The following is a 12,819-nucleotide window of genomic DNA, read 5'->3' on the forward strand; positions in this document are numbered from 1 at the left end:
TTACAACCGTGCCTGCGGTTCTATAGCCTGCGGTCTACGGTTTGAGCGCCTGACTCTTTTAAGATACAAGGGGCGGGCTGCGCTAAGGGAGTTCCCAATCGATCGCACTACTAATGCTACAATCAGAAAGCCAATTACTATTTTATATAGTGTGGGTATCTCTACAAACGAAGATAACAGCCACTTAACAGCCGAGATATTGGCCCAAAACCAAGCAAGCGCCAGCAAAAAAGGAGCCAGCAAAACCAAATTAACCGCAGGATCAGGAGTAACAGAATCTGGAATTGCAGAATCAGTGATATTGGTGCGCTGCATGATACCGCTTGACATTCACGTTGGTGACATCTTAGCTCAGCCAAATTGGTAATGTCCAGACCGATTATTTAAGTTTTGTCAAGCTTCGATTTTCTCTACAGAGAAGCTAGCGTTATAATAATTAATTTTAACGGAGGTAAAAATGAGCGAAAAAAGCCCAGGATACAAAATTGTTAGCGATAACCGACAAGCGCGCCATCTCTATGAAATTATAGAGACATACCAAGTGGGAATCGAGTTGAAGGGAACCGAAGTCAAATCTATTCGGGAAGGAAAAGCCAATTTGCGGGACGGATATGGCTTAGTTCGGAACGGCGAACTGTGGCTGATCAACGTTCACATTTCGCCTTGGAGAAGTGCTAGCAACTATTTTAATCACGAACCCCGCCGCACACGTAAATTGCTGATGCACAAACAGGAAATTCGCAAATTAATTGGCAAAGTCGAAGAAAAAGGCTTGACTTTAGTGCCGTTAAAAATGTATTTGAAAGGCGGCTGGGTAAAACTTGATATCGGTTTGGGTAAAGGGAAAAAACTGTACGACAAGCGCGAAGATTTGAAGAAACGCGAAGACAAGCGGGATATGGAAAGAGCGATGAAGCAATATTAGTCATTAGTCATTAGTCATTAGTCATTAGTAATGAGTCATGAGTCATGGCTCATTAGACATCTCCGAAAAATAAACTAAAACCTTTGCTACTCTAAGGTTGAAAGTTAATTTATGGAGATGTTTATTAGTCAGGAGTCAATCGATTTTAGATTTTAGATTTTAGATTTTAGATTAAAGAATTGAAGCCTTGACCCCACGGATAAATTCGGGGGGCAAGTTTCATCGGATACAGGTGTTTTACTTCTGGGTACTGAGTCTGCGAAGGAATGAATCCGGGGGCTTGTATCCTGGATGTTTTCGGTCATTAGTGATTCATGATGGGTGATTGCTCATTAATGATTGGCTATTTTAAATCGAGTTCGGTTCATTATTCATCATAATTTTTTTCAAAATCCTCAAGGGAGGATTTTGAGGGCTTCCATCGTCACTACAAACTTAATTAGAGCTATTTCACCGGAGTCCATCTTACAGAAGATTCTATGTTGAGGAACTAAACTCCAGCTCGTTCGCTCCCGGTAGGCAAACGGCCCAGGCTAAGTTCCTAAACTTCATAAATGTGGAATACGCTGTATCTCCTCATAAAGTCGCATACTGTCGATCGACTGACCGTCAGCTAAGTATTATTACTTAGACAAGGCGAACAGTTCCACCTTCTTCCTGCTTCCCGCTTCCTTTTTCCTGAAAATATCCGGATGGCTTGTGGAGTCTCAGGAATGATTAACCTATGCTCGAATACATCTAGGTAGTGGGAGCATTACCCAAGCATTCGGCTGTGGACTGACAAACTCTTATAAGAAATGGGCTCAAACCTGAGTCATTTCGTTTATATGCCATTAGGGTGGCAATTAAATCTGGAAAAAAAATATCGCTCAACTCTCAAGTTAAAAAATGCTAAAAATGACACCATTAGCTAACATTTTCAATGCTATGAAAGAGCCAGGAAAAAAGCATCAGAACTCCAAGTTGGGAGCCTTTTTGCTGATGCTAGCTGTAGGCTTTGGCGGCTGGCAAATTGGGTTGCCGGAACTGGCATCTTTTTTTAATAATATGGCTTTTGAAAACTACAAAGCCAATCGATTCGCTGATACTCAACAAGCATATGAGTTAGCGCTCTGGGTAGATCCAAAAAGCCGAACAGCTCTTTATAATTTAGGATGGCTTTGCGAAGAGGTGCAAGATTTACAATGTGCCAGAGGAAAATATCTGCAAGCTGCAAAACTCGGTCTGCCTGCTGCTTACAGCAACCTGGCTCGATTATATATAGTTGATCAAAAAAACTATCCGGCTGCGGTTCACTTCCTGTGGCAAGGTTTGAAATTAGCTGAGGACGATCAAGTAAAATATTCTTTACTCAAAAACTTGGGATGGGCTCGCCTGGAACAGGGTCGATATTCAGAGGCATTGCAGCATCTGGATGAAGCGATTAAACTTGATAGTGAAGGACCAGCAACTTACTGCTTAAAAGCGCAAGTCCTAGAAAAAATGAAAAATACTAAGGCAGCGCTACCGCAGTGGAAAATTTGTCTAAAGTATGCGGATTCTCAAGAATTCGATGAGGATATATGGATAGGGATGGCACGTCAACGATTAAACGAGGAAAAAACAAATAAATGAAACGCACAGTTTTGTTTTCATCAACCATACTGGCAATTATAACGGTGCTGAAGCTAAGTCAAGCCTCAACAGCACTGCCAACTCCTTCGACTCTTAAAATTACAGTTAATGAATCAGTCGAAACGCCGTTCGACTCCAATCAAGCGAGGAGGCGGCGGTGCAGAGATAGAGATGGTGGAAAATATCCGTGTCCCAGATTCATCATGCCTTCAGAGAGCGAAGCATAAGAGTTATTTTCAATAAATTTTGTAGAGTGTACCATCACCACTTTACAGCAACAGGTATGTAGTATGTAGTAGTATGCAGGGTGCCACGTCCGCACCTTATAGCATTTGAGATTTGAGATTAATAATTGAAGAATTGGAAATAACTTATGGCGATAATGGTTTGCAGCTTGCATAAAGCTGCATTCTTTTTTTGCACTAATATAACTCTTAATCATTGCTGTATCGGCTAGTGCTGGAATCCACACCGGGCGGGGATAAAACCCCGCCAGCAATTCTATCTACTCGCCCTCGGTCAAAGCTGAATCTTGCGGCTGCTGATCCGAGTTTCTGTAAAAACTAGCAATAATCGCCACCATCAACCACCAAAGCATATTAACTTCGGGCCTGTACCAAACTGTATCGACAAAACCGTGGGCCATCATGCCGGCTAAAGTTGCGATCGCCCCAATCAACCAAAACCCCTGATTCGATTTGAGATTTTGGATTTGAGATTTGGGATTGCCGGATTCTTCCTCTAAACTAGAGATTTTAAATTGTGAATCCCGCAGATTTTTTATCTGCAACAAACCTTGATTGACGGTAACAGTCATCAGCCAAAGGAAAGACATTAAACCGATAAAACCGGTTTCCACCGCAATTTCCAGCAGCACGGAATAAGCGCTCAAAGCAGTGAATTTCGGCTTCATATAAAGCGGATAAACTTTATTAAAAGCAGTGTTTCCCGGCCCAATGCCGAGAATTGGTCGATCGCGAATCATGTCAATCACGGCCGTCCAAACATTAATCCGAAAATTGTTGCTGCTGTCACCTCGGCCGATAAACATACTCGAAACTCGATCGCGCAGAGGCTCCACTAAAGCCACTCCCAAAATTAAGGTTCCCGCCAAACCTCCTAACCCTAACGGCAGAGCCCAAGTCCGCCAGAACCGAGGCATCAAAGGGCTGTACCAGTACCACAGCAGCACTAAAAATACCACAAGTAGAGCCACAAAACCGATCCAAGCACCCCGGCTGTCCGTGTAGCGCAAACACGCGCAATTCACCACCAGCATGGTCAATGCTAAAATTTTTGTTCCCCATCCTTTCCACACAAAAAGTGCGGCGGCGCTCAATGCAATGGCCGGCAGTAAATAGGAACCCAGCAAGTTAGGATTTCCCAGAAAGCTGTAAACTCGCGTGACATTGGCTTGAGTAGAAGTCGGATCGTTCCAAGTAGCTAAGGGCGGCACTTTGTCAATCCACTGCCGCACGCCGTAGAAACTGACAATTAAAGAGACGTTCAAAAATACGGCAATTAACCACGATCGCCAACGGGGCGATCGCAATATCCGAGCCATCAGCGCAAAAAACAGCAAATACAGCGTTAGCTTGCTCCAACCAGTAGCAGCGGCGACTTTCACCGGCGACATCGCCGTTGCGACGGTGGCAATGCCCCAGTACAGAAGTACCAGCAAGTGAATCGGCGTGAAGGGGATCTCGCGATCGTCCGAAACAGTCAGCAGCACCCAAAACGCAGCGCTAGCCGCCATCAACACCCCCACCAAGGCATTGTTTACAAACGGCGCCAAACCGAAAGTCAAGGCCAGCAAAACAAAACCCAAGGGTTCTGCCCACTGCATCAGCCAGCTACTCTGCCGCCAACTGCGTAAAGAGCCGATCGCCAAATTGAATAAATAACTTTTACTTTGCCACTGAGAGAGCGGCAAATTTGCCAGAGTTAACTGTTGCCAAACTGAATTCATTGCTATTTTAGATTTGTACTTGGTAATCGGTAATTGGGAATTGGGAATTGGTAATTGGGAATCGCTAATCGCTAATCGGGAATTGGTAATCGAGAATTGGTAATCGGGAATTGGTAATGAAGAATTGATAATTGAAAAAAGTTGAGTTATTTTTCTTCCTTCTTTCAGCACTTACGTCCAGTACACTGCTTCTTCCTTCTTCCTTCTTCCCTCTTCCTTCTTCCCTCTTCCTTCTTCCCTCTTCCTTCTTCCTTCTTCCTTCTTCCTTCTTCCTTCTTTAGCCTTCCAACAATTCCGTAGCATTTGTGCAGGGCAGCCAGAGCAGGTAGCGATATCCAGATTCCGGGGTTCCTTGAATTGAAAGTTGACCGCCTTGAATTTCCACCAATTGGCAGCAAAGCAGCAGCCCCAAGCGTTCCCGCGCCCCGTAACCAGCTAACACCGGTGCGGTATCCTCTGCATTCTGTGCCACCAAAGCCGCCAACTCAGAAAACGCCAGCGTTAATCGCTGCGAACCCTTTGTCGGGACTTGCGCTTCGAGTCCGGGGGAGTCGGTTTCGGAGTTCGATGGCGAAGCGCTACCCGATCCGACCTTCAACAAGTAGTCGGAGTAGAGTTTAGCATGGGGCAAACTTTCCCCTAACCAAGGATGAAAAACCCAAACTCCGATGTTGATACCGTCTTCTTTCCGAGAAACGTGGACTCGAATCACGCTGCCTGCCCCAGCAGATTGAATAATGCTAAAAATTAAGTGGTGCAGCATTTGCTGAACCTTATCTTTATCTATCAACCAGATGCGCGACCCGGGCCCCATCGACAAATTAATTTCTTGCTCTCGTCTACTTGCCACCGACGACAGGATTGTCACAACCTGCTGGCACAAAGTTTCTATATCGACTGCGGTTCGCTTCAAGGTGAAAGCGGAATCATCTAGTTCTGCCAGTTCCAAAATTTCTTCAACTAGCGATCGCAAAGAGCGGCTGCTGTCTTGGATCACGTCAATATATTCTTTTTGCTTGCTCGTTAAGGGGCCATAAATTTCTTGTTTCAACACGCTTGCCATGCCGAGGACAGAAGTGAGCGGTGTGAGCAATTCCTGCGCTAAATTATTCAGCAGTTTTACTTTAATTGAGTTAGTAGACAAATCGATAGGTTTGTTAGTCATCGCTAATTTTTATTGGTTCATTGTCGAGCGAGCGTTTGCGGTTCATTAGACCTATTCCAAAAGTCTATAACAATCTGTTTATAATTCACCACAAAAAAAGGTAGTGAAGAAAAATATATATTCCTTCTTCCCTTGAAGCTCTTCCTTATCTGAGTAATTAAGATTTAATCATTGCTTCTAAAGCTGATTGCAAGTCTTGAGTGAGTTCGGCAACTGCTAACCTGCGGCTGGTTTGATATCGATCCCAACGATCGCTCACTGATATGGGTTCGCCCACGGTCATTTGTACCTGCTGTTTGCCCAACTTCGGTCTGCCGAAAGGATTTCCCCCTTTGATGCGAGCTAGTACGTCCCACAGCAGTAAAGTTGTTTCTGCCAAACGTTCTGCTGTCAGTTGTTCTGCGACATACCTGCCTGTCACGGACACGAAACTTTCTACAAGTCTCATGTGCCACATCCGGAGACTTGCTTCTTCAGCGAGGCGATCGGCTAATCCTCTTTCTAAGGGAGAAAGTGCTGCAATATCTTTGATATCTTCTCGATAAATATACTCCCAGCCTGCTTGTTCCACACGGCGGCAGCGGTCTATTAAACTGCCTTTGGGCTTTAAGTTAAAATATTCTTCTGCTACTTGCAAGCCCACGTCTAACAGGGCTTTCAGTCGAGCCATCATTACTTCATTGCCAGAATCATTTCCTGTTTTGTTGGGGAGGGATAATGATGTTAAAATAGATGTTTCTGGCTGTAAATTTTTATGATAAAAACGGCCGTAAAACTCTTCCATTACTGCTAGCAAATGGCTGCCCAGTCGAATCAGGCGCAGATATTGGAATTTGTGATTGTGATTTTCAGAATCGGGATTTGCAGTCTCTAAATTAGCGATATCGGTGCGTTCTAAGGGTGGCAGTCCGCAATCAATTTCTAATTGAGTTAAAAGTTTTTCTAGGGGTTGCCAAGGTGGATTGACATAGCGGTATTGAATGCCGATCGGCACAATTAAAACTTTTTCAGTGCGTCCGGCTTTCAGCAAATCTTCAACGCACCAGAAGCCCATTTGAGCAATTCCCGGTTCCAGGGGGCTAACTATTTCATTGTGACCGTTGGTAGCGCCTTCTGGGGCTGCGGCGATCGGGAATTGGCTGTTGGCAAATAAATTGCGGGCCGATCGCAATCCGGCACGATCGATCTTGCCGCGAACAATCGGAGTGCCGCCGAGTTGGGAATACAACCAGCCGACTCCCGCACCGGCCCACAGGGGAATGCCACGATCGTAGATAAAGTGGGAATGTACCGGGAATTGCAGGGGAATGCCTTTGGCGCGGGCTGCCTGGGGAACGAGTTTCCAAATTAGTTGTCCCAAACAGTAGGGATCGTCTGAGTTGGGGTGGCGGAAGGCTAGCAAGAAGCGAACTTTCTGATTTTGAAATTGGTGGAATAGTTCGGCGAGGGTTTCGACGTTTTCGGCTTGAACGTGGCTGATACTCGTCCGAAATCGCAGCCACCACGGGAAAATTTGCTTACAACCTTGCACCACTAGCGGGTTGTAGGCTGGAGGTATGAATTCCAGCGGCGGCTGAACTTGGCTAATTGAATTGGGCATTTGGCTATTTTAAATTTTAGATTTTAGATTTTAGATTACTAGGCTGCGGTAAAATTTTCCAATTTTTATGACGCTGAAGTTTTTTTATTAACCGCAGAGGACGCAGAGGACACGGAGGAAGAGAGGAGATAGCAAGCCGTGTCAATTTAACGTCAAAAGTATTACCCGTCTTGGATCGGATATTATGTCGAGTCGATCGACCCCAATATTTTCGTCGGGGCGAGTTTACGGGATTTCTGGCTTATATTACAACTTGGGGGTAAACCCGCCCACACAAGAATTACGATTATTTTACAGGACTAGATATGAACCCATCATCTTTTTTACCCCCCTGCCCTTGACAAAGGGGATGCGAGGAGATGGGAAACTCGACTAAAAAGGTGATTTATCCTCAGTTTCAGCCTTCAACACAGATTTTTGCAATCCCAAATCTAAAATCTAAAATCTAAAATCCTATTGTGCGGCTTCAAATATCATTTCTTGGAAGTTAATGACATCCGATCGCGGATCGCAGTGAGTGACTTTGACTTCTAGCCGATCGCCTATTGCGACCGATCGACCAAATCGCATTGCCAATTCTAAACCCAAATCTTCCAATAAAATCAATCCGAGATTGCTGTCTTCCCTCAGCCAGCGCAGCATTAAAGCTTCCCAAACTTCATCGGGGTTGCGCCGCAAATATTCCAATCCCCAATAGCGGTTTGTTTGGCGTTCGACGGTGGATGCTTCTTTAACTGCGGTGCCGAGACACATCACAATGTCCTGTATTTCTTCAGCGGAAAAAGGTAGTGGTTCGCCCCGCAGGTGGGCTTTGATTTGGAAGTGAGTCAGCAAGTCGGTATAGCGGCGGATCGGGGAAGTAACTTGAGTGTATAATTCCAAGCCCAAGCCGGCGTGGCGTCCGGGGGTGAGGCCCATTTCGCTGCGGGGCATACAGCGGCGCACGGCGCAAGCGCGGGCGGGGCCTGCAGGCACCGCCAGCAGTTCTTCATCGGGAGGGAGTTCGGGCTGTGCCTGATAGCGGTAGGGTATGGGCAGGCTGTGAGCTTGACCGTAGCGCGCGGCTAGTTCCCCGGCTAAAATCATCATTTCGGCTACTAGCATCCGGGCTGTGGAGTCGTCGATGACGTGAATTTTGATGTCGTCGCCGTTGACTTTGATGACGGATTCGGGCATGAAAATGCTGATTGCGCCTTGGGCTTCCCGCCATTTTTGCCGCAGTTTTGCCGCAGAGGCGATCGCTGCTATTTCCGGTTCTGCTTCGATTCCCAACTCCAGCATTTCGTCTACGTCATCGTAGGTCAAGCGGTAGGTGGGTTTTATGGTGCTGATGTGGATGCTGTAATCTTGAGCCGCGCCGATTTCGTCTAAGGTGACGCTGAAGCTGAGGGCGCTGCACTCTTTGCCTTGAATTAAACTCATCGGCCCGGTTGCCAAAGCTGGGGGAAACATGGAGATCATTCCCGTGGGCAGGTAAACCGTAGTGGTGCGCTTTCTGGCTTCGAGGTCGAGTTCGTCTCCGGGGGAAAGCAAGCGGGTGGGATCGGCGATGTGTATCCAGATTCGCTGCTGGCCGTTTTCGAGGAATTCTAAGCTGAGGCCGTCGTCGATTTCGGTGGTGCTTTCGTCGTCGATCGTGTAAACCTTGAGGTGAGTTAAATCGAGACGATTTGTGTCGGAGTCGGTTGGGGGATTTTCTAGGCAGCGTTGGGCCACTTCTAATACCTTTGCGGAGAATTGTAGGGGAATTTGGCTTCGCCGCAAAAACAGGTTTTCGTGGGTACTCCAGAGGCCGAGCTCGACTAGGAGGCCAAATGCTGCTTCGGGGTTTTCGGACCGTTGTAAGCTGGCTAAAGTTTCTAAGGCTGGGGTGCGGTGCGTTGCTTCTTCTCCGAGGAGGGCAAAGCGTTCTAGGGCGTCGAGGCGAGTTCGATCGCTATTTTCCCAATCTACATTTTCCCCTGCCAGCCGCTGTTTGACTCGATCCCAAAATCCTTGGGATTCTTGGTGTCGCTGCTGTTCTACTTCTTGCTGGTGTTTGATTTCGGCTACTTGGGCGGCCGATCGCGGTTCGTAGCGATCGCCCTTTTGTTTGAAATACAGTTTGTCTGTCGATAGCAAACAGTAGGCCGCGTAACACTGGGCCGCACTACTCTCCGAAAATAGCAGTATTGCCAGGGATTCGGGATCGGCTGTTTCTCCGTCACCGACTAGGAGTTCCCAAGCGACTTCCAAACTCGACGGATCTGAGTATGCTTCTACTTCTTTGAGAAATTTGGGAATGTCGGAGGGTTTGTAAGTTTCTCCGACTACTTCGTAGCTGATTTGTTTGGGCGGTATGCTGTGCGGTTGACTGTTTTCGTCTACCACCACCCAGTTTTTCTTGCCATCGGGGCGATCGGCAACTGCCAGACGGCGGTCGCCGTGCACTCTAAATTCTACTAACGTTCCCTTCTCCACTTGCCAGCTTTATATTTGAGATTTTGGATTTTTACCGTGGCCACTTATCGAGTTTCGAGCTTGCGATTTTAGATTTTGGATCTTGGCAATTTTTCTGGTCAATTGTGAAAGTTAAAATCTAAAAAGTTGTTCTTTTCTTCCTTTATTTTTAACTTTTGACTTTGGATTAAAACTTGCGCCGCCGCGACTCTCAACTCTATTTCGCGATGGTTTCGCTGCATTCTTGCTGCACTCTTAATGGCAGAAAGACGTTGTTTTCGCGCAAGTCTTATCCCAGTCCAAAATCTAAAACCCAAAATCCCAAATCCTGTTAACCTTCTTGGTTTACGAAGGGCATCAAAGCTACAATTCTTGCTCTTTTGATGCTTCTGGTCAGGTCTCGCTGCTGTTTTGCAGTCAAACCTGTAATCCGGCGGGGCAAAATTTTACCGCGTTCTGTGACGTATTTTTTGAGCAAATCTACATCTTTGTAGTCGATCGGGTCTCCTGGTTTGATGGGCGAAACGCGCCGGCGAAAGTAAGTCATGGTTTGTTGTTTGTTGACTGTTGTTTGTTGACTGTTGATTGTGAGTTTTTAGTTATTAGCCGTTAGTTGCTAGCCGTCAGGAAAGCATTGGTTAATTATCTGCTTTTCGCCGATCAATATCAATTGCCAACAACTGATGACTGATGACTAAGGACTAATGACTAATCGCTACTTGATCTCTTTGTGGGCAGTGTGGCTGTTGCAATGGGGGCAGAACTTTTTGAGTTCCAGCCGCGCCGTCGTGTTGCGACGGTTCTTGGTGGTGGTGTACCGAGACACGCCTTTTGAGCGTTTGCTTACGTTTGTACGGCACTCAGTACACTCTAGAGTAATTATGATGCGGACGCCTTTAGCCATAATTCTAAATAAATTTCGACTAATTTAAACACAATTTATTATCTTCTCACATTGCTCTGCACTTGGTCAAGCAATCTTCTAACTTTGATGTCGAGGGAGTAGCCACGGCGGGTTCCAACTACGATCGTCCCGCCGATGCGATCGTGGAAAGCTTGGGGAAACCTTTCGGCGGAGGTGAGGGCTACGCTACAGTCGATCGCCAGGGGCAGCATCAGCAGCAAGACGGCGGCGTTGGTAGATGTGAGTCCACCTATACCTGCGAAGGCTAAGGCCGCGCAAAAGCCCAGCAATGCCTCGCGCTTGCACAGTTTTTGCACTCCGGGAGTCCGTTGGAATCTGGGATCGACAATTTTCATGTCCAATGCCCAGCGCCCGAGACTTTGGCCTTGGTTTTTCCTGACGATGGCTACGCGCATGATCAGCCACAGCAAAACAAAAAATATGATTTGGACGATCGCATTAGTACCCAGAAGCAAACTGGGTAGCCAAACTGCGATTCCGTCGATGCAGAGGGCCGCGGCGCGGCGGCCGACGGATACTTTGGGAAGGAGAGGTACTAAATCGGAACTCATAGGCAAAAAGGTCGATCGCCACTAGCTACTTTTTGATCTTAAGCTCTCGATTAATCGATCGGCATCAATGGCGTGTAACTCAACTTCCAAGCCAAGCGCTAATTATTCAAGCTGAAAATGGATGTTCGCCAATTCCCAACTGCTTTTTCGACTTTTCCACCTGTTCCCAGAGTGTTTGGATCTGAGTAAATGCCTGTTCCACAGAGATTTTACCGTTAGATGTCAAGGAACTGATGTAACCCACTCGCTGAGAAAACTCTTGTAAATTCGCATTAAATACTAAATTCTCTGGCTTTACTTCACCGTAATAACGATTTTGAGGATATAAAAAATTTGAATTTGCTACCATTGCTTTAACCTCGCTTGAAAACCTTTTTTTCTAGTTATCTATATTATAAACCGCGATCCCCTTCTAAAGTTGTGCTGTAAGTAGCAGAAATTATGTGACATTTGGCGAACTTTTTTGTGATGGCAATTACACGGATAGATGAGGGCGACAAAAACCTCAGTATTTTCACCTGTACAACTTACGCAGGCGGGGTCAACAACCAGGTTTATGCCTTAAGGCTTATAACTTCGGATGTTGCGTCCAAACCAGGTTTTTGTTAGTCCAGGACTGAGTTATTGAAAGAAGTGACAAAAACCCCTGAAATGGATAATATTATTGCAGAGATAAATAGTTAGACTTTTAGTAAAAAACTGCGTAGTGTATCCCAATGCGCGTCAAGCGAAGCTATCCCGAAGGGAATCGCCCCGTCCCAAACCCCGGCTGAGGCAAGTTTTAATCAGACTTCCCATCGCCGTAATTGCTGCTGTTATTGCCTTCAACCTTCTTCACTCCTTAATTCCAGTGTTTAAAGAATCTGTATCCCAAGCAACGCCGCCACCAGAAATCCAAAACGTGCTCGCCGGCAATCGCAAAATTGTGATAGTGGGCGACAGCATCACCGAGGGTGGGAAATACCCCGGAGGTTACGTTTGGCTGCTGCAACGCTATCTCAATGCCCTTTATCCCGATCGCCAAATCGAAATCGTCAACGCCGGAATCTCCGGTAACAAGGCGACTGATATGCAAGCGCGCTTCCAGAAAGATGCGATCGACCAAAAGCCAGATTTAGTGATGATTAATGTCGGAGTCAACGACGTTTGGCACGCTTTCTTTGACTTCCAAAACCTGCGATTTTATCCGCAAGGCAAGTTGCCCACGGGAGTGCCACTGGCAGAATATCGGGAGAAAATAACTCAAATGGTGCTGGCGGCAAAAGCCGCAGGAATTCGAGTTGTACTGCTTTCTCCTACTCCTATCGGCGAAATTCTCGACGGCCCAGAAAATCGTAGGTTGCAAGAGTATATTGCCGCGATGCGAGAAATTGCGTTAGAGAATCAGTGCTTGTTTATCGATTTGAATGCGCCTTGTCGGGAAGTTATCGCCACGTATCAAAAGCACGCGGGCAAAACTCTGAATTTGTTGGCTGCAGATGGAGTGCACCCAAATCAATCGGGATATCGAATTATAGCTTTTACTATCTTGCGCGGTTTGGGCGTACCCGCAAAGGATATTGAGAATTTGGAAGTCAAAAATTGAATCTTTGATTTTAGTTAACAGTTGACTTTGGGGTGTTAATTGAAAG

General features: G+C 46.3%; 14 protein-coding genes. 5 read left to right on the forward strand and 9 right to left on the reverse strand.

The features are described from left to right. The 4 genes from QUA36_RS15910 to QUA36_RS15925 all read left to right on the forward strand — a co-directional run. Positions 1-367, forward strand: a 367-nt coding sequence (locus QUA36_RS15910; protein WP_333458349.1) for a hypothetical protein, incomplete at its 5' end; no start/stop codon positions are given. Positions 368-457: 90 nt separating this feature from the next. Beyond that, positions 458-925: an SsrA-binding protein SmpB gene (gene smpB, locus QUA36_RS15915; RefSeq protein WP_190736615.1), complete on the forward strand. Its 468-nt coding sequence runs from the start codon at positions 458-460 to the stop codon at positions 923-925. A gap of 897 nt (positions 926-1,822) precedes the next feature. Further along, positions 1,823-2,539, forward strand: a complete 717-nt coding sequence (locus QUA36_RS15920) for a tetratricopeptide repeat protein (RefSeq protein WP_333211142.1) — start codon at positions 1,823-1,825, stop codon at positions 2,537-2,539. Further along, the gene (locus tag QUA36_RS15925; RefSeq protein ID WP_333458350.1) at positions 2,536-2,766 is read left to right on the forward strand and encodes an Osc7112_2153 family protein; all 231 of its coding nucleotides are present in this window, start codon (positions 2,536-2,538) and stop codon (positions 2,764-2,766) included. The genes QUA36_RS15920 and QUA36_RS15925 overlap by 4 nt, the downstream gene beginning before the upstream one ends. A 278-nt stretch (positions 2,767-3,044) precedes the next feature. Here QUA36_RS15925 and QUA36_RS15930 read toward each other — a convergent pair whose 3' ends face one another. The 9 genes from QUA36_RS15930 to QUA36_RS15970 all read right to left on the reverse strand — a co-directional run bounded on the left by QUA36_RS15930 (position 3,045) and on the right by QUA36_RS15970 (position 11,537). Continuing rightward, positions 3,045-4,508, reverse strand: a complete 1,464-nt coding sequence (locus tag QUA36_RS15930; protein ID WP_333458351.1) for an IctB family putative bicarbonate transporter — start codon at positions 4,506-4,508, stop codon at positions 3,045-3,047. Positions 4,509-4,679: 171 nt separating this feature from the next. Beyond that, on the reverse strand, positions 4,680-4,811 hold the full coding sequence (locus tag QUA36_RS15935; RefSeq protein WP_333458352.1) for a hypothetical protein: 132 nt from the start codon (positions 4,809-4,811) through the stop codon (positions 4,680-4,682). Further along, positions 4,786-5,673: a histidine kinase dimerization/phospho-acceptor domain-containing protein gene (locus QUA36_RS15940; protein WP_333458353.1), complete on the reverse strand. Its 888-nt coding sequence runs from the start codon at positions 5,671-5,673 to the stop codon at positions 4,786-4,788. The genes QUA36_RS15935 and QUA36_RS15940 overlap by 26 nt, the downstream gene beginning before the upstream one ends. A gap of 157 nt (positions 5,674-5,830) precedes the next feature. After that, positions 5,831-7,273, reverse strand: a complete 1,443-nt coding sequence (locus tag QUA36_RS15945) for a 1-acyl-sn-glycerol-3-phosphate acyltransferase (protein WP_333450663.1) — start codon at positions 7,271-7,273, stop codon at positions 5,831-5,833. A gap of 453 nt (positions 7,274-7,726) precedes the next feature. Continuing rightward, positions 7,727-9,733 carry a ribonuclease R family protein gene (locus QUA36_RS15950; RefSeq protein WP_333458354.1) on the reverse strand — a complete coding sequence of 669 codons (2,007 nt, stop codon included), beginning with the start codon at positions 9,731-9,733 and terminating at the stop codon, positions 7,727-7,729. A gap of 310 nt (positions 9,734-10,043) precedes the next feature. Continuing rightward, complete coding sequence (gene rpsR, locus QUA36_RS15955; protein ID WP_006631377.1) at positions 10,044-10,259, reverse strand: 30S ribosomal protein S18; 216 nt, start codon at positions 10,257-10,259, stop codon at positions 10,044-10,046. Positions 10,260-10,427: 168 nt separating this feature from the next. Further along, on the reverse strand, positions 10,428-10,616 hold the full coding sequence (gene rpmG, locus QUA36_RS15960; RefSeq protein ID WP_006631376.1) for a 50S ribosomal protein L33: 189 nt from the start codon (positions 10,614-10,616) through the stop codon (positions 10,428-10,430). 38 nt (positions 10,617-10,654) lie between these two features. Further along, entirely contained in the window at positions 10,655-11,188 is a 534-nt protein-coding gene (locus QUA36_RS15965; protein ID WP_333057226.1) for an RDD family protein, read from the reverse strand. 106 nt (positions 11,189-11,294) lie between these two features. Then, entirely contained in the window at positions 11,295-11,537 is a 243-nt protein-coding gene (locus QUA36_RS15970; RefSeq protein WP_333057225.1) for a DUF7219 family protein, read from the reverse strand. Positions 11,538-12,038: 501 nt separating this feature from the next. On the opposite strand from QUA36_RS15970, the gene QUA36_RS15975 reads away from it, so the two are divergent. Next, a complete protein-coding gene (locus tag QUA36_RS15975; protein ID WP_333212163.1) occupies positions 12,039-12,773 on the forward strand; it encodes an SGNH/GDSL hydrolase family protein in 735 nt (244 codons plus the stop codon). Positions 12,774-12,819 lie beyond the last annotated feature (46 nt).

Source organism: Microcoleus sp. Pol10D4, from assembly GCF_036701555.1.
Taxonomy (GTDB): domain Bacteria; phylum Cyanobacteriota; class Cyanobacteriia; order Cyanobacteriales; family Microcoleaceae; genus Microcoleus.